Source organism: candidate division KSB1 bacterium (assembly GCA_034506395.1).
In the GTDB taxonomy this organism is placed as follows: Bacteria; Zhuqueibacterota; Zhuqueibacteria; order Thermofontimicrobiales; family Thermofontimicrobiaceae; genus Thermofontimicrobium.
The window spans coordinates 1-25,574 of the sequence record JAPDPQ010000030.1; the positions used below are offsets into that span (position 1 = coordinate 1).

Sequence of the window (25,574 nt, forward strand, 5' to 3'; positions counted from 1 at the left end):
CTTCCCCTGCACTGGAACTGCCAGCCATCGTCACCCACGAGCTGAACAAATTATTGCCAGGCGAAAAGCTGGAGAGCGCCATTGAAAAAATCGTCTGCGGCTACCTGCATGCGACATTTGAACCAATGCAGATTGATATCCCAAGCTTTCAACAGGAATCGTTGGATAATGAAAAAGTCAAAAATATCATCGATCTCCTGCCGCAGGAGAAGGATTTAGCCGATTGGCTCTCGCCCAAAAATAGCGCCATCCTGTTTGAAGTGCTGAAGCTGGACAACCTGCCCCTGGAGTCGGTCGTGCGCCTGTACAACAGCCTGCCCCGTTTCCCAGCAATTCGCCAGCGGGCAATCGCCGCCATCTATAAAGAACTGAACACCTTTGACGAAACCGAAGTGACCGAGCAACTGAACGATCCTTCTGAGGAGACGTTCTTCCTGAAAAATGTACTAAGCTTGAATTCAATGAACAAATCTCCGTTCCTTCTGCCCGAAGCGTTCAGCCAATTTCTGCCATTTGCAGTAGATCAGATGAGTCACCACCTGCTGGTGCAGCAATTGGTGCGGATGAACGAGCAGCACAACTACCTGCCCCCAGACTTTTCCCACTTTTTCGACGCCACGGTTCGGGATCGGCTCACGCAATTGGAAAACAGATTTGCCGAAAAATTGCCCTCCTGGGATAAAGATCGCAACCTGATCTCCTGGCACATCAACAAGATCATCGAAGCCGAGCCCGCCAGGTTCATCATCATCGACGGCTTGAGAGCGGACTTTTACGCTGTCCTGCGAAACCAGCTCTGCCAGCACGCAGGACTGCACCTGGTGGAAGAAACTTTCTGCCTGTCCCTGCGCCCCTCGGACACGGAAACCTTTTAGCAATTCCTCGACGCCCATCAATTCTCCTACCTGAAAAGCATCGAGCGTGACTACAACCTTTCCCGCTTCAAAGAGCGCTTTTTAGCCCCGCACGAAGAACCGAATTTCTATATCATCAATTTCCTGGAAGAAAAACTCCACTCCGACAAAGGCAACCTCATCGATTTGCTAACCGAATTCATGGAACGATTGAAGGCATTCCTGTTCTCCATCCTTTCCCAATTGAAACAGGACGATGTGTTTTATCTCTCCAGCGATCATGGATTTGTCAAAAGAACCGATTATCGTTATAAAGATACTCCTCGGGATGGGCATGAAGGGGATGGGGTGTGGGAGAGGATCTTGGCGGTGGGGAAGTTTAAGAAAATTTGAAGAAAGTATTTTTCAGAGCTGGTATAAGATAAAAATTTGGTTGTAGTGAAGTTTGGGAGTGATGGAATATTCGGCATATTAGCCTCTCTCAACCAAGAAAAATGTGTTGATTTTTTGGTTTAATTTTGCTATATAAGGGGGCCGAAAAAGTTAAGAGATAGCGCACAAAAATGGTCGTTATATCACATCCGAAGCAGGGTTTTGGATAACCAAGTGTTCCTTTCAAAAAATCGATGCGCTGTCAAAATATGCACAAAATTTTTGTCATTGAACTCTTTCTTGTCAAGGAAATCAGTTTTCGAATTGCTATTGATTTGCTGAAAACAATCGGTGATGATTTTCTGCACTTTTGGGACAAAAACACAAAACCTTGTTTTCAGAATTCAGTCTATGAAATCGGCGATGCGCCATAAGTAGAATTTCTAGGAAAAAGTCACCTCCAATTTGTTGGGCCCCATAAACATCCGCAGATGTGATAAATTGAAATTGCAAAAATAGCTTTTCGTATAACTAAAGATGTTAATGGCCATTTGTCAAAAAGATGCATATGGGATAAAAATAATTACATGCAAATGATACGATTTCCAGCTTTGATCCAACCAATATCTGTCCATTTCCTAAGAATGATCTCATCGCAGTTGACATCTCGCACGGAACTTAATTCAGTTTTAAGCTTCTTTGGAATAATTTCTGCGAATCCGACAAGCATTTTTCAATCTTACAGAACAAACGATTATTTAGTCTTATGGCTTTTCTATTAATTTCAGCTTATCTTCTTTTGTTCGGTGGTTTATGATATAGGAGTGTTAGTGAGCTAAACAAGATTTAATTACCGTGAGCAAATTGATTCTGTTAGGAAGGATTAATGCAATGATTGATGCACAAGAACATTTTCACTTCGATGATCCTCGACAGGGACCAGTCGATGTCCGAACGAGATTGGCTCGAGTGAACTATTTTTTTCTAGGCAATGGTCATATCCAAGCGGCCGTTCAGTTTGCTCCTGCGGGCGAGGGCACGCGCTTGGGGCTATTGATCATGAATCCAGATCGGCTGGGCAAAAAGCGCCAGGCACTGACAATGCATCCAACAAGTGGATTGCAGCAAACGATGCTTCAGTTGGCAGCCGAAGGTAATGACGAAAGGCTCGATCCGCAATCGCTTCAGGCCAATTGGCATCTGGATTTTGGTATACCAGCGGTCGAGGCGAAGTGGAAGAGCAGAAATTTCCAAGTGATCGAGCATTTTTACTGTCCAGATCAATTTACCCCAGTGCTTGTTCGAGCAATCAGGGTAACAAATATCTCGGGCTATGAACTGAATGTTTCATTGAAAACTGGGGTCTTGGATCAAGAGATCGGACTCGAAGCAAAATTGCAGCCCAATGAGACCCGTCAGCTTTGGATGAGTTATACGCTGGAACAAAATGGAAGCGCTGTTCGGGTAAAGCTCGGCGATCATTGGCCAATTAGTGCTGAAGCAAGGTCCTATTGGGAAAGAACGGCGCAATTTGATAGCAACTCAGAATTATTAAACCACTATTTTCAATCGGCCAAAGTACAGCAAGCTACCACAATCTCCAGTCGTGCTGTGGTTGATGCCAGCATTTGGCAATACAATGGCGAGTGGGTGCGCGATCATTCCATGATGGCGATCGGTTTGATGCTGGCGGGACATCATGATCTGGCTCGTCACTTGTTGACTCGGCTATTCAGCGATTTTGTGACTGAGCAGGGAGATACAGTGGATTCCAGCCAGAAACGACATTTGGATGAAGTGGAATTGGACCAGAACGGAATTCTCATTTATGCGTTGAAACAATATGTGGCATGGACTGGGCAGACGGATTTGGTTCGCGAGCTCTGGGACAGGATCAAAATTGCCATAGAATTCCCATTGCAGAATTATTTTCGACACGAACCATCGGGGCTGTTGATGAACCAACGGGAATATTGGGAGCGCCATCGGATTCACGGCATCGAAACGGGGATGGAACTGGCCTATCAATTTTGGGTTTCCATGGGATTAGCCGCGGCTGCTGATCTGGCCCGATTGATTCATCGGCATGCCGACGCCGAGCGCTGGGCACGGGAAGCTGAGCGGATCAAGCAGGCGATGCTCGCAGATGCCAGATTTAAATTATCAGACCACAGGGGATTGATCAAACGTCGGAAAGCAGATGGAACGATTCAGGAGACCATCACGGCTTTGCCCGAAGCGCAATTGCCGAACGAAGTGCCGCTGGCTGGTCCTGGGGTCCATTGGCTGAATCCAGATACCAGTTCGGCCCTACCGATTGCATTTGGTTTCATTGACCCAGGCTCGCCACTATCTGAAGCAACAATGAACAATTTGGAGACGCTCTGGAATCAGTCATGGCAGCTCGGCGGCTACGGCCGTTATCATGTGAGTTCAGAGCCTGATTCCCCCGGGCCTTGGCCATTTGCCTCGTTGTTCATGGCTCGTGCATATGTGGAAATGGCGCATTATGATCGCGTTTGGCGGATCCTGAATTGGCTCGATACCTTGCCTGGCAGCCGTTCTGGTTCGTGGTTCGAGTTTTACGGGCCGAGACTCGCGCCGCCATTTCCCCAGGTGGGGATCACCCCATGGACCTGGGCTGAAATGCTCATGCTATTGGTCCATCATATCATCGGTCTCCGGCCTGAATTAAGTTGGTTTTGGCTCCGACCACGGCTGCTACCTGGCCTCAATCATATCGACGCAGAATTCCCGCTGGGACATCAGCGATTGCATTTGAAAATCCAACGAGCCAAGCATGAAGGCAAAGCAGGATTTCGATCGAATTGCCCAATGATCGAAATCTCAAAAAACGAAGCTAAATTTTTGTGCAATGGCAGCGATATTTGGATCGAGGCAATGACCACATAAGAATGATTTTTGGATATGCTTTTTTGAGTCCGTTTTCGGTGAATTTTTTAAAAATCTCAATACTGAAACCCTATCAACCATAGCATCATGAGGATTGGATAATATGCCGAATAGCTGCTTGCTTGAAATAAGAAATCTGAAAACCTATTTTTATACCTCGGACGGATTGGTGAAAGCGGTGGATGATGTGAGCTGGGAGGTGGGTGCTGGCGAAGTGATTGGATTGGTTGGGGAATCTGGTTGTGGGAAGAGTGTCACAGCTTTGTCGATCTTGCGTCTAATTCCAGATCCGCCAGGCAAAATCGTCGGCGGAGAGATTCGGTTTCAAGGATCAAATTTGCTATCGCTATCCCTCGATGATATGCGAAAAATTCGCGGCAATGATATTTCAATGATTTTTCAGGAGCCGATGACGTCGCTCAATCCAGTTTTTACCATCGGGGATCAGATCGCTGAGGTGCTCGAACTGCATCAAAAAATGAGCAAAAAAGCTGCCATGGAAAAGGCGGTGGAAATGTTGAAACTGGTCGGAATTCCTTCACCCGAAAGAAGAGTGAAAGAATATCCTCATGAATTGAGCGGTGGCATGAAACAGCGGGCGATGATCGCCATGGCGCTCGCCTGCAATCCAAAGGTGTTGATCGCCGACGAGCCGACCACGGCGTTGGACGTCACCATTCAAGCACAGATCTTGGATTTGATGCTAAAACTCAAGATGGAATTGAACACAGCGATAGTGTTGATCACTCACGATTTGGGCGTCATTGCGGAGATGGCCCAGAAAGTAGTAGTTATGTACGCCGGCAAAGTGATGGAACAAGCTGAAGTCACCGAAATTTTTGATCGTCCCCTCAATCCCTATACGCAGGGTTTGTTGAATTCCTTGCCCAAAATAGATACTGCTCGCAAGCAACGGCTGAATGCCATTCCTGGTATCGTGCCGAGCCTCTACGATTTGCCCAAGGGGTGCAAATTCTCGCCGCGTTGTCAATACGTGATGGAAATTTGCCACCAGTCTGAGCCGGATTTGAAAGAAGTGAACCCAGGACATTTTTCAAGATGCTGGCTGAACCAATAAATGGGTATCGGGGCAAGTGGGTAATTATTGAGTATTCTATAATCACACAATTAGGGAATCTGAGGGATCCGCTGGTGATCAAAGCAATTTTTAGGGGACCGGAATGACGAAATGGTAGAAATACAGACCCATTTAGCTTGAGAGAAATTTGAGCAAGCTGGCTTTGTGCCAGCTTTTTCATTTCTAATTTTGAGTACTGAACACTGCTTACTGAATACTGAATACTGATTACTGATTACTGGTTACTGATCTTTCATCACTGATTATTAGAAAACCAGGAACATTATTCTTTCTCAAAAGTGAATAAGTCTAATTTTCCTAACAATGAGATAAAAGGAAGTATCGATGAACGAGTATCGAATCGAGCTGGATTCGCTGGGCGAAGTAAAGGTTCCGCTGAATGCTTATTATGGTGCCCAAACACAACGAGCTTATGAAAATTTTCCGATCAGTGGCCATCGCTTGCCGCGCGAGTTCATTCGGGCGCTTGGGATCATCAAGCGAGCGGCGGCTGAAGCGAATATGCGATTGGGATTATTAGATAGAAAGATCGGCAATGCAATTGTCGCAGCAGCCAATGAAGTAATAGATGGGAAGTTCGATGATCAATTCGTGGTGGATGTCTATCAGACTGGATCAGGGACCTCCACCAACATGAATGCCAATGAGGTGATCGCCAACCGTGCCATTGAGCTTTTGGGCGGCAAAATTGGAAGTAAAAATCCCGTTCATCCCAATGATCACGTCAATATGGGGCAATCCAGTAATGATGTGATCCCGACAGCCATTCATATTGCGGCACTCGAGAGTATCGAAAAAAATTTGCTGCCAGCGCTACAAGATTTGCAAGAGGCGCTTGATCAAAAAGCTCGAGAATTCGATGATGTAGTAAAGATCGGTCGCACCCATTTGCAGGATGCGGTGCCCATGCGTTTGGGCCAAGAGTTCAGCGGCTATGCATCGCAGATCGCTCATGGCATTCAGCGGATCATGAATGCCAAAATGAATCTGAGAGAGCTGGCATTGGGGGGAACAGCCATTGGTACCGGGTTGAACACCCATAAAAAATTCCCAGAATTAGCAATAAAAAAGATCTCGTATTATACTGGCATAGCGTTTTGTTACAATGTCAATCGATTTGAAGCAATGGCCTCGCGGGATGCGGTTGTTGAAGTGAGCGGGCAATTAAAAACAGTGGCGGTTAGTCTGATGAAAATCGCCAATGATCTGCGCTGGCTTAGCTCTGGGCCGCGCTGCGGAATTGGAGAAATCACTTTGCCAGCATTACAACCAGGCAGTTCAATTATGCCCGGTAAAGTCAACCCTGTGATACCAGAATCGATGATGATGATTTGTGCATCAGTTATCGGGAACGACACTGCGATCACCATCGGTGGGCAACATGGCAATTTCGAATTAAATGTGATGATGCCAATGATGGCCTATCATCTGTTGGAATCGATCCGATTGTTGAGCCATGGCTCGCGGAATTTGGTAGATCGATGCATTCGGGGGATTGTGGCCAATCGCGAGCGCGCTGCTTCGCTGGTTGAAAACAGCCTGGCTATGGTGACAGCTTTGGTCCCGAAGATCGGCTACGACGCTGCTGCCAAAATCGCCCAGCAGGCCTATGCGACGGGTAAGACCATTCGTCAGGTCGCGTTGGAGATGCGTTTGCTCCCTGAAAATGAATTGAATCGTTTGCTCGATCCCATGCGGCAAACTTATGGGGAGTAATGGATAAACCTGGTTCGATCGCGCGGCAGAGCAATGATTGAATTCAAATGATGGAATAGCGGAATCATGAAACGCTTGAATACTTTTAAAGCTAATGTATCTTTCCTCAGCTTTTTAAAATCATCTATGCTATCAGGAAATGAAAGATCCCAAGGAGTGTAGACCGAAATAGCGACACAATTTTGATTTCTGGTTGTTTTAAAATATTAAGTTCATAGTATCCCAGCCGCCTTACAGTTTAAACACCGCTGATGAAATACCTTGCATTCGAAGCCTTATCGAATTTTTGCTTAAGAAATCGATAGAGGCATCCCCAATCAGCAATTCGGCCTGGGAGAGTTTTTCCAGTGGAACGGTCAAATCGATTGGACGATCTGCAGGGTGAATTGCTATTAAGAAGCGCTCATCCCCAGTACCTCGCAAATAAACGAACGGATATTGAAATGGCTTGGCATGGACCAATTCCAACCCTCCATTACCTTGCAGCGCCGTGTATCGCTTGCGCAGTGCAATCAATTGCTTGACGTGATGGAGCAGGGAATTGGGTCGCTTTTTTTGGTCTGCGACAGTTGGCCGATTGGGATCAGGGTCAATGGGTAAATAGAGCTGATTGGACGCTGCACTAGAGAACCCTGCGTTTATTGAATTGTCCCATTGCATTGGCGTTCGCGAACCGGTTCTAGCATACCCCCCTTCTTTCGATGGCAATCCTTCGATGTAGCGCATCCCAATTTCATCGCCATAATAAATAAAAGGCACGCCAGGAAAGGTCAACAGGAAAGTGAAGATCACTTTGAGATCTTGCTCGCTCCTGCCGGCGCGAGGACGTTGGAAATCGTGGTTGGCGCTGGGAATAGAAATATAGCCATTGGGACAATTGACCCAATGTTTGAGATATTCTCCAAGAAACTCCGTGACGCTACCCTGTCCGCGGGCGTCAAAAAAAGGATTTTTGCCCTTAAAACATCCATACTCATTGAAAAAAAGCGATGGATAGCCTGGCGCATTGAAATGGAACATGAAATCCACATGGAATCCAGCGTCGATTGCCAAGCGTGGATAACCCCATTCGGCGATCAGTGCAGCATGGGGATAATTTTGATCCATCCAGTGACGAACTTCGCGCCAAAGCTTGGTGATTTCAGTTTTATCAGGATCGTTTTTAATTAATGATTCTGCCATGTCAACCCGAAAGCCATCGGCGCCAAGATCCAGCCAATATGCCATGATCTTGTATAGCTCTTTTCTGGTGGCCTGTGGACCAGGCGCAGTCACTGGCTGCTGCCATGGCTGCTTCGGATCTGGGTGGGCATAGCCATAATTTAGCGCGGGTTGACAATAGAAGAAATTGGCCGCATAAGCGCCGTCGCGCTCCGCATATCCAAGGATAAATTTCATTTTGTCCTCAACGCGATCCCAGGTGGAGTCGGTCCAGATGTACCGATCTGAATATTCGTTTCGCTCATGACGACATGAGGCCTTGAACCAAGGATGCTCGATGGAAGTATGTCCTGGAACAAGATCGAGGCAGACCCGAATCCCCCGACGATGGGCCTCGTCCAACAACCGTTTTAAATCCTGATTGGTCCCGTAGCGCGGCGCTATCTGATAATAATCGGCAACATCGTAACCCGCATCCTGGAAGGGAGATACAAAACACGGATTGAGCCAGAGAGCATTCACTCCCAGCCAGTCGAGATAATCCAGTTTTTCGATGATTCCTTCCAAATCGCCAATCCCGTCCGCATTGGAATCATAAAAGCTCTGAGGATAAATTTGATAGAAAATCGCTTGATTGAGCCATTCAATTGCATCCTGTTTTATCATTAGATCGTTACCTTTATTTATAGATGTGTCATTTAACGGAATTAAATTGTCTCAAACGACGAATGTTCGTTCAGAAAAAATTTAAATCGGTGTCCCAAAAGCATCATCATATATCGACTGAAAAAAAACAACCACGCGTTCGTCTGAACGATCCAACCGAAAATATCATATTTTTTGGCAGAGATTTTCGCACAATTTTGCAAATGAAGCTTTGAAAGAGAACCGTCATCACAAATTTTTCAGCCAGAATTCCAGCATGGTTTTGTACAAATGGATCCTTGCTGGCCGATCGGAGATACCGTGCTGTCGCATGGGGTAGATCATCATATCGAACATCTTGCCGGCTTTGATCAGTTCATCAGCAAATGCCCAGGCGTTCTGAATATGAACGTTATCATCATAGGTACCATGAACCAATAGCAGTCGGCCAGAGAGATCTTTGGCGCTTTTTACGAAAGAAGTTCTCTCATAGCCCTCAGGATTGTCTTCAGGCCGTTTCATTGTTGCTTCGGCCCATTTACTGTCATAGTAGTGCCAATCCGTAACAGCCGCGACCGCGATACCAGCTTTAAATTCTTTCGAATGGGTCATAGCGTTCAAAGTAAAACTTCCGCCGCCACTCCAGCCCCAAATGCCCACGCGTTCGGGATCGATCCACGATTGGCTTTTGAACCATTTTACCGCATCGATCAGATCATTCAATTCTCCCTCGCCCGAAGCATTATAGAGAATCGTGTTCTCCAGCTTCTTACTGATCCCAGTGGCGCTGCGATTGTCCACTTTGGCGACCAAAAAACCATGATCCACCAAGATCTGGTCGTAATAGATCGAACTGCTCCAAGAATTGACCACGGTTGGAGCAGATGGACCGCCATATACTTCGAGGATAATCGGATATTTTTTGTTAGGATCAAAATCACTGGGTTTCAGCAGCCAAGCTGGCAGAGGAAAGCCGTCTTTAGCGGGAATAGTGAACAGCTCAGGGGTTTGAATCTGAAATTTTGCGATCATCTCTGGTTTTGAATGACCTAGCTCTTTAACCAATTTGCCAGTGCTTTTGTAAAGCTTTAGTGTGGGAAGTTGCGAGACGCTGGAATGTTGATCCAGATAAAACTTTTGGCCTGGGCTAAAGGAAATTACATGCACCCCATCCTCCTGAGTCAATCGCTGCATTCTAGATCCGTCGAATTTGATACGATACAGATGTCGCTCGATGGGAGATTTTTCCATTGCGGTGAAATAGACGGTTTCATGTTTTTCATCGATCGCAACGACAGCCTGGCCTACCCAATAAATTCCAGAAGATGCATGGACCGACCAATCTCCTTTGGTTATCTGGTTTATCAGTTTGCCGTCCATTGAGAAACGATATAAGTGATCATAGCCATCTCGCTCAGAGGCCCAAATGAAATGCGGACTGGTTTTCAAAAAATAGAGATCGTTGTGAATATTGACCCATCCTGGATCTGTTTCGGTTAAAATATGAGCGGCTTTGCCAGTATAGCGATCGACAAAATAGAGATCCAGCTTGGTCTGGTCCCGATTCATGGTTTGCAGGCTAAATCTTTTGTTATCTGGCAGCCATTTTATGCGAATAATATATTCATAGCAGCTATCAGCCAGGTCCACCCGGGTTGTTTTTGGCGCATCGATTTCGATCACTCCCACGCGGACAACAGGATTTTTGCCCCCAGCTTTGGGATAGCGCTGTTTCAATAGTGATGGAACATTAGGTTTAAAATCGACGAAATGAACGACGCTGACCGGGGATTCATCTGTTTGGAGATAAGCAATGGCTTTTGAATCATCAGACCACCAGTAACCAATATCTTGCCGGCCGAAAATTTCCTCCCAATAGACCCAGGAGAGCGTTCCGTTCAGCAAGGTTTCAGAACCATCGTTGGTCAGGCGCTTTTCACTCTTGTTTTTGAGATCATAAACAAATAAATCGTTGTCTCGCACAAACGCCAGCATCGCTCCATCGGGGGAAAAATGCACCGATTTTTCTTCAGTCGCAGTTTTCGTGATCTGTTCAAATTGAGCGCTCTTAAGATCGAGCAAAAAGATATCACCATTGATGACATAAAGCGCTTGTCTCCCAATGGCGTCAAATTCATCGGGGAAACGCACGGATTTTGGTGCATCTTCCCCAAGGAGTGTTCTCAGGCTTTCCAGCGCTCGTTCGCGATCAAGCATGGGAATTCGTTGGCCCGATTTGGGATAAAAGCGCTCGAATGTTCGCAATGACTCTGGTTGGGAATTATCCAGTAACACCAGCGTTTCATCGCTCAGCCAGGTAAAAGATGGCAGCGCAGTAACCTGTCGGCGCTCTGGGCCATAGATCCATTCCACGGTTAATCGGTCCGATTCTTGACAAAAAATAGAATAAGAGATAAGAAGAGAAAAAAGCAGCGTTGCTTTAACAGCGGATTTGATGTGAAGATTTTGCATTTGATTTTCCCTTTAAGAATATAATTTAACCTAAAACAAAGTGTACAAATTGAGAATATATGACTATCACTCCAGCTAATGCAGAAGTCTTGTTCATTCTGATCAATTGAAAGCAAAAAGACGCGTGCCGTTGCAAAAGTAAAACATGGTTTTATAATTTGCCTCGGTTTATTTTTCTTATCATGGTGTTGAATGCTGCGCAATTGGATGATCAAAGAAAAACACTTGAAAATATAAAAAGTTTTTTTAAATTAAACAACAATCATTATTGCTTTTTATTGAAACAAGTCCTAAAATGAATAGATTTCCTCGTCCGATCTTTGATATTCAAGAAGGTCAAATTAGATAGGATTAAGAATTTCAAAAATAGATGACGAATCTTGATGCGATTAATAATCAAGCCCTAAATAGCCATTAACCCTGTGAGTCAAGCCTCAAGAAGATTGGTTTCACTTACGACATGCCAGCATTCTAATATTTATCAAAGCAAATCATACCGGTGATTGGCTCAAGAATACCAGATCGCAACAAGTCAAGAAAATAGTAATTTCTCGATAATTAAAAATGGAGGTACTGAAATGAAGGGTTGGTCCGTTTTTTCCGTGCTTATTATTCTTATCTCTTTTAATCTGAGCATGGCATCTGCTCAAATCTTAACTTGGGAACGCCAATATGGCCAACCAAACCGCGCTGAACTCGCATGGGACATTGTAGAAACGGCGGATAATCACTTTGTGATTTGTGGTTATACTTTAGGAAAATCCATATGGGATTTGGATGGTTGGATCATCAACATCGATTCCTCTGGTGAGCTAGTTTGGACAAAGCAAATTGGGAGCCAGGGAATAGGAGCTGGCACGGATTTCCTTACCTGTATTATTCTAAATAATCAGAATGAACTTGTCTTGACAGGAAACCGATATACCTTTCGTTATGGCAAGCAGGTATGGTTTCTGAAGATCAATACCAATGGTGAGGTACTTACTGAAAAATTGATAGGAGGCAAAGCAGAAGATAATGGCCATAAGATCATTCAAAATCATGATGGGAGCTATATGATTATTGGTGACACAGAATCCTTTGGTACTCAAAATGGGGGAAAAGATATCTGGCTGCTGAAGTTAAACTCTCAAGGCGATACATTGTGGACGAGAACTTATGACCTGGGAGCTGCTGATATGGCGACGGGAATTATTCCATTCAGAAACAACCAATTTTTGATCGCTGCGGTGAGCTGTACTGATGATTGTGGGGGAATGTTCCAACAAGGATTTGCGACCTATTTTGTAATAGACTCGGTTGGCAATACACTGAAATCGATTAATTTCGCTGAAGGTCCGAAGAATAAGTTCTCGGACACTTATCCCACTGCCGACGGTGGCGCAATCATTACTGGTGCGACCAGTAGGAATGATAAATTCCCAAGCGAGGATATTTGGCTTGTGAAATTGGATTCCAATGCGGATATAATATGGGCCAAAACCATTGGAGCTTATCGGAGGTATGACGGCGGGCATAGTATTATTCAGAGCAATGACGGCTGTTATTATTTGGCTGCTTACTCACAAACCTTTCAGTCACCTGATATGGACTTTGATAACTGGTGGTTATTAAAATTAAATGCTGCTGGTGATACTTTGTGGACACGCTGGTGGGGAGGTCCATCGAATGACGCTCCTCATTCAATTATTCCCACTTCGGATGGGGGAATCATTTTGGCAGGCTGGCGGGATGCCAATTCGAACCCACTTTACAGTCTATCGATCGGGAACGCTGATTTCTATGTCATCAAGATCGATCCGAGGGGAATGATAACGGGTTTCAGAGACGTTTCCTCTCAACCACCCGCCTTGTTCGATTTATATCAAAACTATCCCAATCCGTTCAATCTCACCACAACGATTCGCTTCTCGCTTCCTCAGCGTAACTATGTCACATTGAAGGCCTTTGATGTTGTTGGCAGAGAAGTGGCAACGTTAGTGAGCGGAGAATTGAATCCTGGCGAACATGCGGTCGACTTTAATGCAACAGATCTGGCAAGCGGTGTGTATTTTTACAAATTGCAATACGGAGAGTCGGTAAAGACGAGAAAGTTACTGCTGATGAAATAGATTTAATATAGTTATTGCGAGCGGCTTGTCCAGCGAATGCAGGCCTATATTACCCATCAGGGTTATTCGGTTAATATCAAGCGCATCAAACGCTTGCTGCGGTTAATAGGGGTGAAAGCGATTCGTCATAAGCCTAATATGAATAAACCACAGCACGGTCATAAAATATATTCATATTTAATAGACTAGCAATCAATTACTGACATCAATCAAGTTCGAGCAGCGATACAACCTATTTTCCCATGAAATCAGGCTTTTGATATTTAGTGGTCATTGCGGACTGGTACATTCGTTAGGTGTTGTCCTGGCAGCTTTCCATTAGTCTTGACTCCACTTTTTATGTGGATCTATTGGACGAAGCCTTGGAATGCGGTTGTCCCGAAATTGTTAACACGGATCAAGGCAGGCAATTTGCCTGTGACAGCCATAACAGTCACGTGACTGCGAACCGAATTAAAATCAGTATGGGTAGCAAAGGCCGAGCCATTGACAACGTTCTCAATAAACGGTTATGGCGAAGCCTCAAATATCAATACGTCTATTTCAAAGCTCCAGAAGCTGGCGAAGAACTCGATCATGGATTAGATGATTATTTTAATTTTTACCATAATGAGCGCGCCCATCAATCATTAGGTTATTAGGTCCCAAGCGCCATTCATTATAAAATATATAAAAATTGCTTGACAGATTGGGATAAAATTGCTAAATTGAGGCCAAGCCCATAATATCGCGCATTACGGGATGAATGATTCGTTCTAAACTTTTAACTTATTTTTCCTCTATTTCTGCCCACACATTAGGGAGTTCTGAAGAGGCGGGTATGAATTACATTCTTTCAGTTCGTACAGGGGCTTAAAGCGAAATAGCAGTCATGGACCATTTAATCAATCAAATATATTTCAACAGGTCAGACAGTTGGTTGAAACGGCATGGCGAATAGAAAACGATCTTCCCATGCGTGTGACAGGCCAGGAGGGACTTAAGGATATACGGATAGTTGAAGCTATAGAAGAATCATTAAAAAACTGGGGGACAAGAACTTTCATTTGGAGATATTCTTATTGCCTGTTTTTGCAATTCCATTTAATACCAGTCTAACCCGATAACCTGAACGTATGAAAAAAGCAAGCATTCCTTCAATATTCTTTCCGCTGCCAGCTTTGATCGTTGCTTCTCTTTTCATTGCAAATCAAAGTTTTGTAAATAACGGTAACCCTTTAGAGAAATTAGAATCATCTGATTTTCTCATCATTTATTCCCATGGGCTTCCATCCAAAACTATCTCCGAAATCAGACCTGAAGAGGTGGAGGCTTTAACTACGGCAACTCCCTTGGATATCAATAAAAAAACTATCGCTAAGCAAGTTAAAGTGGAATTTAGGTTCAGCGGCTATAAAACACAACTGGCAGTACCTGGAGAAATAAATCACACGAAAGATATCTTGCATTACAAAATGCTGATAATAAGAAGCGGTGTCAGGTTCTGGAATATGACCTGAGAAATGAAGCGAATGATTGATATTTTCCTGGGCAGGATTTACATGGCTTCAAAAATGGTAAGAATTAAAAAGTTTGTGCATGAGATGGAGTCCAGTTTTCGGAATAAATCATTTAATATATGACAGAGTCAATTTGAAGAAACATTAAAGTTTATTAACCATAACTAGGTTTATTATGAAACATGTTATCCGTCTTTTAATTCCGGTTTGGATATTGTTTGCTTGTGCTGGCATCAGAAGTGACAAAACCAGTGGAATCCAAACCATTCATCCAGTTGAAATCGATGATCCGATTGCAAATCCTTTTATGGGCTGGGGATTATGGGCCGGCTCACATGACTTCGGCGGACCTCATGGCAGCGGAGACTCGGAAAGAGACTATTCTGTTGCGGAAAATACAACAGGATTCGGGGATGATGCCCCTCTATTCAGTTGGATAATTGTTGACTGGGACTGGAGGAGGCTGGAACCCAGGGAAGGGGAATATCACTGGGAAAGTTTTGACTCTGTCATTACTTACTGGTCTCAGCGGAACAAGCAGTTTGTAGTCAGATTCTGGCTTACCGACAATCCCGGATGGAATGGAGTAGAAGGCGCACCTGTGCATCCCGAATGGATCTATGAGAAAGGGCTTAAGTATGTTACTTATAAAGGAGAAGCAGGGGTCATTCATCGCCATCCCGATTATAACGACCCGTCGTTCAGAAAAATATTTCTTCCTGCCCTCGAAAATCTTCTGAAAGACTTTGCCCGCCGATATGACAAACCAGGTACACCAATTATTTATCTGCAGACCCAGGGTTATGGAAGCTGGGCAGATAATGCAACATGGTATTCAAGATACAAGTTTCCCTCGTTACAGGAGAAACATGACCTGCTTTACGATATTATCAGGTTGTACCAGGGGGTTTTTAGACACATTCGTCTCATGCAGTTCGGAGGAGGCGACTGGGATAAGAATGAGCTTAGTTTCAATGATGACCATCTTTATAGAAAAGGCCTTGAAAATGTGCTGGGGAAGAAAGATAATTTCGGATTAATCTGGACAGGTTTTATAGACCATATTGGACGCCAGGATTATGAAAGAGACATAATGGAAACCTATTGGAAAACAAATCCGATTATTGCAGAGGGAAATTGGAATTACCGCGACATGGTCAATCTGAGAACAAAAGGAACACTGGAGGAAAACCTTGAACTGGCACTTGACTGGCATGCTAATTTTACTCATTATTATATGGCTGCTGAAAGCTACAAACTTGCGATGCAAAGAGACAGGAAGGTACTGGAAAAAGGACTGAAAAGCGGCGGTTTGGGATACCGTATAGTTCCTGTCTTAATTTCTTATCCGGAGGAGCTTGAAGAAAAACACATTTTTATTATAAAAACCAGTTGGGTAAACAGAAATGTGGGAAGATTATATGAGCGGAGATTGCTTAAAATATTTTTTACTGATGATACTGGCAAAGATGCCTGTACATTTCTTTATAAAGGATTTAATATTACTCAACTGGTTCAGGGAGAAACTTACTCGATTATCGGTTCATTTCCGACAGAATATAAATCCCTTAAGCCTGGCAGATATAATGTATTAATTGCGCTGGTTGATGAGCAGGAAAAAGCGGATATTCAACTGGCAATTGAAGGAAATGACGGCAATAACAGATATAAGGTCGGCAGTATCAATATCATTCCGACAAGGGAATAAAAGAAATTGCCATGAAAGTAGCTATTATACATTGACAAAAATCCCAACTAATCACTGACAGAATATAGGGCCAATAAATATGGAACAACTTCTATCCATTCTGATTATATTTCTTGCTGGAATTTTTCAGGGATCTTTCATCCTGCCCATGACATTGGTAAAACAATGGAAATGGGAAAACACCTGGCTGGTATTTTCATTCTTTGGAATGATTGTACTGAATCTTATTATGGCCGGGATTTTTATCCATGAATTATCCCGCGTTTATGCTACAGCTCCATTCAAAGATTTATTTCTGCTTGCCCTTTTCGGATTGGGGTGGGGTATGGGAGCTGTATTGTTCGGTATTGGCATGGATAAACTGGGTATGGCACTGGGATACCCCATCATCATGGGCCTGGTTGCCAGCATGGGAGCGCTGCTTCCCCTGTTTATACTGCGTTCAGGCGATATACTGAAACCTTCCAGTCTGATGCTGATTATCGGAGTCATTACCGCCGTTATAGGTATCATTTTATGTTCAAAGGCAGCTAACCTGAAAGAAGGGAGTGCAGCCGAAAAAAGAAAAAATGAACGTCTGACCGGCGGTATAATAATCGCCGTTGCAGCCGGATTATTGAGCAGCCTCCCTAATATCGGGTTTGCGTTCGGTTCAACCATTGCACAGTCCGCAATTGATGCAGGAACATTTCCAGCTATGGCAGGAAATGCTGTGTGGGCGATCTTTTTTTCCATAGGGTTTGTTCCCAATCTTGTTTACACCGTATTTCTGATGATCAAGAACAGGACCCTTGGCATGATGATTTCAGCATTTAATATCAGGAATATCGGACTTGGTTTACTGATGTCGGTTTTGTGGATCGGCAGTTTTTACCTCTATGGCTATGGTTCCTACAGTCTGGGCAGGCTGGGAAATATCGTAGGATGGCCATTATTCATTTCGCTTTCTATAGTTGTCGGTAACTTGTGGGGAATATGGCGTGGTGAATGGCGAGGCAGCCCTGTTAAGGCCAAAGTGAGACTTAATATCGGACTTATAGTCCTGGTCATCGCCATGATTCTTTTCGGAGTCAGCAACCTTTTATAAAACGGGAAATGAGTAAGAGAGTTTTAATTAAGAAGCTAATTGCCGGTAAGCCAGTTGAACGGTGCGGATTATGGATCGGGAGTCCCAAACAGGAAACCGTTGACATGCTTAATCGGGCAACAGGCACAAAGGGTGAAGAGGCTTTACATCTTTTTTTTGATGATGATGTGCGGTGGATAACGCCCCAATATGTTAAATCAACTTATCAGCATCCTTCGGGAATTGCCATGCGATACTGGAAAGATGTTAATCCGCATGCCATGGCAGGGGGGTTGCTTACTGGTGCCGAAACAACGAAAGATGTGGATGCCCTGATATGGCCAGAGGTTCAGTATTTGAATTTTGATGAAACACTAAAGAAACTGGAGGCGGTCGGAGATGTGTATCGCCTGTCGGGCTTTTGGGCACCTTTTTTCCACGACCTGACCTACCTTTTCGGAATCGAAGAACTGTTAATAAAAATGCTGGTTCAGCCCGAACTGGTAAATCGTGCGCTGGAACATGTTTGCAATTTTTACCTGGAAGCTAACGAATTGTTTTATGCAAAAAGCAAAGGTGCAATCGATGCTCTGTTTTTTGGAAACGATTTTGGCGGACAAAACGATCTGTTGATGGCTCCTGAACAATTTGAAGCATTCTTTTTGCCATGGATAAAAAAGTTTGCTGACCAGGCGCACCGCTTTGGTCTGCAGGTTGTGCTTCACAGTTGCGGGTCGATCTACAGGATTATTGACAAACTTATAGCAGCAGGAGTGGATGCGATTCATCCGATTCAGGCAAAAGCTGCCAACATGGATGCAGATTATCTTGCTGCAAATTTTAAAGGCAGAATAGCCTTTATCGGCGGAATTGATACTCAGGATATTCTTCCTCACGGAACACCGCAGCAAGTTTATGACGAAGTAATCAGAGTCAAAAAGCTGCTTGGCAATAACATTATTATCGGGCCAAGCCATGAAGCTCTTTTGCCTGATGTTCCATTTGAAAATATAAAGGCCATGTGTGATGCGGCAAAAGCTTGAAATATTTACCAATAACCTCAGGATTGAAGAATAAAAAAATGATTGCAGATTCTAACCATCAGTTGGTGCTCAGATGAATAGAAAAAAAATAGTTGTGGTAGGAAGTTACATTGTCGCCCTGGTCATGGAAACCGACCGTTTCCCTGTAAAGGGTGAAACCCTCATGGGCAGGAATTTTAGGCAGACATTCGGCGGGAAAGGTTCAAATCAGGCAGTGCAGGCTGCACGTCTGGGAGCCGATGTTTTTTTTGTCGGGAAAATCGGAAATGACTCATTCGGACATGATTTTTTGAACCTCTGTAAAAAGGAGGGAGTGAACCATGAATATGTTTTTGTTCACGAAAGCCTGCCGACAGCTACCGGGTTTATAATCTGTGCTGGAGGTCATAATATTATTACCATTGATATTGCAGCCCTGAACGATTTTAACAGCAGGGATATTGACCGTGCATCTCATCTTTTTACGCTGGAGAGTGTTACTGTTATACAGCTCGAAATTCCTCTGGAAACAGCCATCTATGCTGCAAAAACAGCCAGAATTAATAACTCGGTTGTTGTTTTAAATCCGGCACCTGCCAGAAACCTGACTGGAATGGATCTTTCCTGTATTGACTTCCTCACTCCAAATGAAACAGAGGCACGGATCTGTGCAGGTCTGGCTCCTGATGACCCGTGCAGTGACTATGAAGTTGGTAGGAAACTTCTCGCTCTTGGATGCAGGAACGTGATTATTACTCTTGGCGAAAAGGGTAGCCTATTGCTGAACCGGAATGAAGAAATCATGATTCCTGCTTTTCATATTCCTCAGGTTGTAGATTCTACTGGTGCAGGAGATGCTTTTAATGCTGCTTTTGCGGTCGCAATTGCTGAAGGGCTAAGCGAAAAAGAGGCCATGCGCTTTGGAAACGCAGCCGGAGCACTGTCCTGCACCAAGGCAGATACTATACCATCATTTCCATCCCGAAAGGAAATTGAACGATTTCTGAATAATATGCATTAAATAAAAGCCTTCTACATGACCACTGTAAGTCGCATAAAGACCAAAATGTGGGGCAATTGCATTTTACCGACTATTTTATTTTGTTGATGTCGATAATCAGAATTTATTTTCATAATGCCCATTGAGACCGACGTTGAATGCCTTCTGGTGGAAGAAGTTTACACTCACTGGCAAACCACAGGTGATGAGGCTTATCTTAAGCGTTGGCTACCGGTGCTTGCAAAAGGAATGAAGCACGAAATGTCCGATCCTTCATGGAAGGTAAGATCCGGTGGATGAAGTCGCTGCTGGAAAAGTATGATATTGATGTGCCCATCTGGAACATCGAGGGAGGCGGCCCATTCAAGCTCAGGCAGGGACGGCGATCCGCCCATGGCGATAGTGCTTTTGGCTGTTATACGGATCAAGAAAATGCCGAATTTGTAGTCAAGATGCATGTCATGGGCGCGGCCAATGGCATCGAACGGTTCAACTGGGGCGTCAGAGAAGGTGCGGAAAATGGCTACTGGAATGGTCCCTGATGCAACATGGCGCTGGTCAAACTGGATGGACAGAAAAAGCCCTCCTTCTACAGTTTTTAACTCTTGCGGGAGAAATTCAGGGACTTTACCGCGGTGAAGGATTTGAGCCGGGATAGCATTAAGCTGTATGAGTTTACGATCGGCAATCAAAGAAAATGCATCGCCTGGCTGCGCAATACTTCTTCTCTTGTGAATGTCGATCTGAGCTCTCTACTTACTGCTTACTGCCGTTGGTTCAACGCTGAAGATCGAAGATTTTGTTACCGAATTGAATTCGGATGGTTCGCCTATTTTCCATGAGTCGATTTTAGCACCTATCCAGGCCGAGCCTCTGAGCAATACACCGGTCATGTTGGGCAATCCTGCTACTCATGTCAGTTATACCTCCAATGAGCCGCCGATGAATTTTAAGCTCGATCAAAATTTTCCCAATCCATTTAACCCAGCTACAACGATTCGTTTTAAACTACCCCAGGGTTCGCAGGTGACCCTGAGAGTGTAAAATGTTCTAGGAAGAGAGGTAGCGGTGTTGGCAAAAGGTAGATCAGGTGCCAGCTACCATTCACTACGATTCGATGCGAAAGACTTGCCCAGTGGAATTTATTTTTACTGCTTAATGACACCTATGTTTACCCAAACTAAAACCATGGAGCTTATCAAATGAACAAACTTTTTTCACGAACTTTGTTCCTATTGATCGCGCTTTTCTGGAACTCGATGAGCTACGCCCAATGGATGACGCATCACCAGGCTGTGGCGCAACCGAACGTTCCTAAACCGACGGTCAATTTGCCCATGACCGATCCGCGCTTCGGAACAACGCTGATTCGGATCACCGATGCTCGGGCATCGGGTTACGCTGGCGTTGTGCCCCAATACTCGAAACGCCAGGCCTGGAATGCCGATGAATCCCGCTTACTGCTATTCACCAGCGATGGTCTTGCGCTCCTCTACGATGGCGCTACCTATCGATTCATCCAGGTGCTCCATGCCGTTTGGGGCGAAGATGTGTTCTGGTATCCGATTGATCCAGCCATAATTATCTTAGCACAAGATAATGCGCTTTTTGCCTATCATGTGGAATCGGGTAGTCTCAGGCTGCTCTGTTCCTTTCCCGAATATACATTCATTAACACCCGTGGGGAAGGAAATTTAACCCGCGATGGCCGCTACTATGCGTTTGTCGGTCAAGTCTATGATGAAAACGTCCAGGTAACCTATTTCAAAGATCTTGTAGTCTATGATCTGGTGGCCAATCAGATAGTTGCGAAACTCAGGCTACCAGGGACATTGACTGATTTCGACTGGGTTTCGATTTCTCCTTTGGGGAATTATGTGGTGGTGGACTATGCGACCAGTAATACAGGTCGGTTCGAGGGGGTGGAGGTTTATGATCGAAATTTCAATTTTCTCTGGCAAAAACCATTAGGTGCAGGACACAGCGATCTTGGTATCGACGCCAATGGCGATGAAGTGCTGGTGATGGCTTATTATGACGATCAAACCAACAGCAACTTTATCAAAAAATATCGACTGGCTGATGGTCAGGAAACCTCATTGCTCGAGGTTTCCTGGCAATTTGATTGCCATATCTCCTGCCAGAACCAGGCTCGCTCCGAATGGTGCTTCGTCAGCACGTTCGATGGCGAGGCGCTCTTGACTGACGACAGCCTTTCCTGGCTGCCCTTCGAAGACGAAATCTTTGCGTTGAAGCTAGACGGAAGCGGCGAAGTTCAGCGCGTCGCCCATCATCACAGCCGCCGCTTTTCACCGACTACCCCGGATCGCGACAACAGCGTTTACTGGGCAGAACCGCATGCCACGGTAAGCCGCGATGGTGGACGCGTCCTTTTTGGCAGCAACTGGCGCGAGGATATTGAAAGCGATTCCAGCGTGGATAGTTATGTGGTTGATTTTCGTGCCTGGATAGGCGTTGCCGAATCGATGCTCTTGTTACCCGATGAAATATATCTGGCGCAAAACTACCCCAACCCATTCAATACCAGCACAGTCATCAGTTATCAGTTGCCAATATGCAGTCAAGTGGAACTGAGCATTTTCAACCCGTTTGGGCAAAAAGTTGTAACGCTGGTTTCAGAGAAACAATCGGCAGGCATTCATAAATTCATCTGGGATGCTAAAGGGTTGACAACTGGAGTCTATTTCTATCGGCTTGAAGCAAACGATTATGTGCTGGTCAAGAAAATGATTTTGATAAAATGATTACAAAACGACTACTACCCTAAAAAATTGAAGGTTGTGTTTCAAAAATTAGAGTCCAAGTAATGAGAAATTGGCACAATTGATTCTATAATTGATTTAAATTAAAACTCATTCCATCGCTGGCAGCAATGACAGGGACTTCAATTTTTTCAGTCATTTTCTTTGCCACTTCCCAAGGTTTGGCGTGGATCATGGTCATACCAAAATGGGTGATAATGGCAAATTTTGGTCGAATTTCTCCGATAATTTTTTCAGCATCGGCAACAGTCAAATGAAGAATTCCTCTCTCGCGATCATTTTTATCCTCATAGCGAACCACATGCAAAATTAACAGATCAGAGTTTGCATAGGCATCAATGAGGCCAGCGAAATAAGCACTGTCTACGATATGAGAAATCACACCTAAAGATGTTATGATTTTTAAACCATAGGTTTCTACTGGATGATCATGAGCGATGGGGGTTACGAGCTTTATGTTTTGGGTTATGTTAAATTCGGCTCCAGTGCTCATCAATTCAATTTTTGAAAGATACGGGCGAACATAGCTGAAAATCACTGGCTCGCCAGAGAGCGCCTCCGAGGGTACGACAACGATCCGATCTTTATGTCGGCCACTATCGGTCATTGCTTCGATCATCACATTCATATCAGTTGAGTGATCGATATGGCAATGCGTGAGCACGATCGCTTTCAATTTTTCTGGGCATAATTTTGGACGACTCGCACAGCATTTTACAAGCGTTCCTGGCCCTGGGTCTAGCAGAACGTCGTCTCCTTTGATGTTCATCCAAATACCCGCAGAACTCCGCAATTGCCGAGCAACTACATACCGAGCACCTGCAGTGCCGAGGAATTTAATAAAATTACTCTCCACCTTCGCCATAATTAAGATCAATTTATTTGATAATTTTTGATGGCGACTAATTGCAAATTAAAATTGGTAGATTCCAAATAATGAAGCTGCTGTGAGAAATGGTTAACTTGATTACTCTGAAGTGATTAAGCAGTCATTTTCTCTAATTTTTGAATTCTTTGCTCGTGGTCTTCCAAACGAAGCACGTGGCGGTTCAAAGCACTATCTACCGCTGCTCTTTCGGTTCGATGATTGGTAAGTTCCTTGAAAACTTTATCAACAGCATCGAGGACCAAATTGAATTTCGTGTCGAATTTTTCTTCAAGTCGATCGAGCCGATAATTGATTACCTTAAGCTCATTTTTAATGGCTTCGATGTCATTCGTGTTTTTTAAAACTTGGGTTGCAACAACCTCTAAAGCTTCCCTGGTTGCCAGCTTAGCGACTTCCTGTTTAAGTTCTTCCTTGGTTGCCAGTTTAGCGACTTCCTGTCTGAGCTCTTCTTTGGTTGCCAGTTTAGCGACTTCCTGTCTGAGCTCTTCTTTGGTTGCCAGTTTAGCGACTTCTTGTCTGAGTTCTTCTTTGGTTGCCAGCTTAGAGACTTGATGGTTAAGCTCCTCTTTCGAAGCTAGCTTCTTGGTTAAGCGATCTTCAAGATCGAATAGATCTTTTTGAGTGACAGGCTTTTCTTGTGTGGGATATTCCATCTTAGATGACCTTCGCATTTCTAACAATGAAATGACGGGAGGATTTAATTCATTAAAAGATAAATCAATTTATTCAAAAAGTCAAGGTATTTTTGCATGAACTTTTAGCTTGCTTTTATGGTAAAAGATGCTTAATTTTAGACGATTACTAAATTTTATAGGAGAAAAATTTTGTAATGATCCTTTCAGACAAAACCATTCGACAATATTTAAAAGATGGAAAGCTGGTTATTGAGCCACTGGAAGATATCCAAATTCAACCAGGCTCAGTTGATTTCCGTCTGGGAAATCATTATCTAAAAATCGCCCAACATCGGACGGCTATTCTGGATCTCGTCACAAGGCCAGAATATGAAGAACTCATTCAGGATGAGGTGATTATCCCACCGCACTCCTTTTTGTTAGCGACGACGCGAGAATTTGTGAAATTGCCGAATGATCTAACTGCCTTTGTTGAAGGCCGCAGCTCCATCGGTCGCTTAGGATTATTTATTCAAAATTCTGGCTGGGTCGATCCTGGGTTTGAAGGGGAAATCACCATCGAATTATATAATGCGAATATTCTGCCGATAAAATTGGTCTCAGGGATCCGTATTTGCCAACTTGTGTTTGCGAAATTAGATCAACCTGCCGCAAATCCTTACAGTGGCAAGTATCAGGGACAGCGAAAGGCGACCGGCAGTCGAGTTATGGAGGATGTCGAATTCCATAAATAGCGCATAGATCAATATTGAAGCTGAGCGAATCAAAATCAATCTTTAAAAAATTTTGGTGAAAGAGATGGTTATTAGAAAAGTTGTCTTATTCATCAGCCTGGTTTTGATGGTTTTGAGTATTACTGCGGTTTTCTATTATGCACCAATTGAGCGGACAATGGGGGTTGTTCAAAAAATATTCTATTTTCATGTTGCTTCCGCGTGGACTGGTTTTTTAGCATTCGGAGTGGTTTTCGTTTGCAGCATATTATTTTTGTGGAAAAAAAGAACACATTTCGATCTTTGGGCAATTAGTTCTGCCGAGATCGGCGTAATTTTTACCAGCTTGGTGCTCATTACAGGGCCGCTGTGGGCCAAACCAGTCTGGAACACTTATTGGACTTGGGATCCACGATTGACTACTACCCTAATTCTCTGGCTTATTTATTTAGGCTACCTTTTACTTCGAAAGATGATCACATCACCTGAGAAAGCTGCGAAAATCGGTGCAGTTTATGGGATCATCGGTTTTATTGATGTGCCCATTGTTTATTTATCGATCCGATTGTGGCGCACATTGCATCCTGGGTATGTCATGATCATGGCTGGTAAGGGCGCTGGTTTGGATCCCCACATGTTTCAGACTCTGATGGTTTGTTTGGTCGCATTTACATTTCTGTTTATCACGCTATTGATCTTGCGGGTTGACATTGAGAGACTAACAAATCGTATTGAACAAATAAGGCAAATTTCTCATTAGAGGGTAATAATGAACAATATTACTTTTTTAATTTCAGCCTATGTATTGCTATGGGTTATCCTATTCGGTTACGTATTTGTGATGTTCCGTCGGCTGAAAAAAATAGCTCAGCAGATAGAAATATTAAAGTCAGAAGATGCTAAAAACAAATAATTG

21 protein-coding genes are annotated in these 25,574 nt (G+C 44.1%); 17 read left to right on the forward strand and 4 right to left on the reverse strand.

Going from position 1 to position 25,574, the window contains the following annotated elements; genetic code table 11:
• From ONB37_15960 to ONB37_15980, 5 genes are all read left to right on the forward strand, one after another.
• The coding region (locus ONB37_15960; protein MDZ7401652.1) for a hypothetical protein at positions 1–875 on the forward strand (875 nt) is incomplete at its 5' end.
• Between the two features lie 180 nt (positions 876–1,055).
• Positions 1,056–1,247, forward strand: a complete 192-nt coding sequence (locus ONB37_15965) for a hypothetical protein (protein ID MDZ7401653.1) — start codon at positions 1,056–1,058, stop codon at positions 1,245–1,247.
• An 870-nt stretch (positions 1,248–2,117) separates the two neighbouring features.
• Positions 2,118–4,139: a hypothetical protein gene (locus tag ONB37_15970; protein ID MDZ7401654.1), complete on the forward strand. Its 2,022-nt coding sequence runs from the start codon at positions 2,118–2,120 to the stop codon at positions 4,137–4,139.
• Positions 4,140–4,242: 103 nt separating this feature from the next.
• The gene (locus ONB37_15975) at positions 4,243–5,217 is read left to right on the forward strand and encodes an ABC transporter ATP-binding protein (protein MDZ7401655.1); all 975 of its coding nucleotides are present in this window, start codon (positions 4,243–4,245) and stop codon (positions 5,215–5,217) included.
• A gap of 345 nt (positions 5,218–5,562) precedes the next feature.
• Positions 5,563–6,954, forward strand: coding sequence for a class II fumarate hydratase (locus tag ONB37_15980; protein MDZ7401656.1), 1,392 nt, complete (start codon positions 5,563–5,565; stop codon positions 6,952–6,954).
• Positions 6,955–7,185: 231 nt separating this feature from the next.
• Here the strand turns inward: ONB37_15980 and ONB37_15985 are convergent, their stop codons facing one another.
• On the reverse strand, positions 7,186–8,781 hold the full coding sequence (locus ONB37_15985) for an alpha-amylase family glycosyl hydrolase (GenBank protein ID MDZ7401657.1): 1,596 nt from the start codon (positions 8,779–8,781) through the stop codon (positions 7,186–7,188).
• Between the two features lie 228 nt (positions 8,782–9,009).
• Entirely contained in the window at positions 9,010–11,232 is a 2,223-nt protein-coding gene (locus tag ONB37_15990) for a S9 family peptidase (GenBank protein MDZ7401658.1), read from the reverse strand.
• Between the two features lie 578 nt (positions 11,233–11,810).
• Here ONB37_15990 and ONB37_15995 point away from each other — a divergent pair.
• The 10 genes from ONB37_15995 (at position 11,811) to ONB37_16040 (ending at position 22,403) form a co-directional block, all read left to right on the forward strand.
• Positions 11,811–13,343, forward strand: a complete 1,533-nt coding sequence (locus ONB37_15995) for a T9SS type A sorting domain-containing protein (protein MDZ7401659.1) — start codon at positions 11,811–11,813, stop codon at positions 13,341–13,343.
• Between the two features lie 296 nt (positions 13,344–13,639).
• Complete coding sequence (locus ONB37_16000; GenBank protein MDZ7401660.1) at positions 13,640–13,984, forward strand: integrase core domain-containing protein; 345 nt, start codon at positions 13,640–13,642, stop codon at positions 13,982–13,984.
• A gap of 474 nt (positions 13,985–14,458) precedes the next feature.
• Positions 14,459–14,842, forward strand: a complete 384-nt coding sequence (locus tag ONB37_16005) for a hypothetical protein (protein MDZ7401661.1) — start codon at positions 14,459–14,461, stop codon at positions 14,840–14,842.
• A 175-nt stretch (positions 14,843–15,017) separates the two neighbouring features.
• The gene (locus ONB37_16010) at positions 15,018–16,550 is read left to right on the forward strand and encodes a hypothetical protein (GenBank protein MDZ7401662.1); all 1,533 of its coding nucleotides are present in this window, start codon (positions 15,018–15,020) and stop codon (positions 16,548–16,550) included.
• Between the two features lie 79 nt (positions 16,551–16,629).
• Positions 16,630–17,637: a hypothetical protein gene (locus tag ONB37_16015; GenBank protein ID MDZ7401663.1), complete on the forward strand. Its 1,008-nt coding sequence runs from the start codon at positions 16,630–16,632 to the stop codon at positions 17,635–17,637.
• A gap of 8 nt (positions 17,638–17,645) precedes the next feature.
• A complete protein-coding gene (locus ONB37_16020; GenBank protein MDZ7401664.1) occupies positions 17,646–18,659 on the forward strand; it encodes a hypothetical protein in 1,014 nt (337 codons plus the stop codon).
• A 73-nt stretch (positions 18,660–18,732) separates the two neighbouring features.
• Positions 18,733–19,659 carry a ribokinase gene (locus ONB37_16025; protein ID MDZ7401665.1) on the forward strand — a complete coding sequence of 309 codons (927 nt, stop codon included), beginning with the start codon at positions 18,733–18,735 and terminating at the stop codon, positions 19,657–19,659.
• A 254-nt stretch (positions 19,660–19,913) separates the two neighbouring features.
• The gene (locus ONB37_16030; protein MDZ7401666.1) at positions 19,914–20,180 is read left to right on the forward strand and encodes a hypothetical protein; all 267 of its coding nucleotides are present in this window, start codon (positions 19,914–19,916) and stop codon (positions 20,178–20,180) included.
• A 268-nt stretch (positions 20,181–20,448) separates the two neighbouring features.
• Positions 20,449–20,682: a hypothetical protein gene (locus tag ONB37_16035; GenBank protein ID MDZ7401667.1), complete on the forward strand. Its 234-nt coding sequence runs from the start codon at positions 20,449–20,451 to the stop codon at positions 20,680–20,682.
• Positions 20,683–20,840: 158 nt separating this feature from the next.
• Positions 20,841–22,403, forward strand: coding sequence for a T9SS type A sorting domain-containing protein (locus ONB37_16040; GenBank protein ID MDZ7401668.1), 1,563 nt, complete (start codon positions 20,841–20,843; stop codon positions 22,401–22,403).
• An 85-nt stretch (positions 22,404–22,488) separates the two neighbouring features.
• Here the strand turns inward: ONB37_16040 and ONB37_16045 are convergent, their stop codons facing one another.
• Positions 22,489–23,286, reverse strand: a complete 798-nt coding sequence (locus ONB37_16045; GenBank protein ID MDZ7401669.1) for an MBL fold metallo-hydrolase — start codon at positions 23,284–23,286, stop codon at positions 22,489–22,491.
• A gap of 116 nt (positions 23,287–23,402) precedes the next feature.
• Positions 23,403–23,963 (reverse strand): hypothetical protein, encoded by a 561-nt coding sequence (locus ONB37_16050; protein ID MDZ7401670.1) that lies wholly within the window; start codon positions 23,961–23,963, stop codon positions 23,403–23,405.
• A 176-nt stretch (positions 23,964–24,139) separates the two neighbouring features.
• Between ONB37_16050 and dcd the strand changes: the two genes are divergently transcribed.
• Together dcd and ONB37_16060 are read left to right on the forward strand one after the other, a co-directional pair.
• The gene (dcd, locus tag ONB37_16055; GenBank protein ID MDZ7401671.1) at positions 24,140–24,679 is read left to right on the forward strand and encodes a dCTP deaminase; all 540 of its coding nucleotides are present in this window, start codon (positions 24,140–24,142) and stop codon (positions 24,677–24,679) included.
• 64 nt (positions 24,680–24,743) lie between these two features.
• Positions 24,744–25,418 (forward strand): cytochrome c biogenesis protein, encoded by a 675-nt coding sequence (locus tag ONB37_16060; GenBank protein ID MDZ7401672.1) that lies wholly within the window; start codon positions 24,744–24,746, stop codon positions 25,416–25,418.
• Positions 25,419–25,574: the final 156 nt, after the last annotated feature.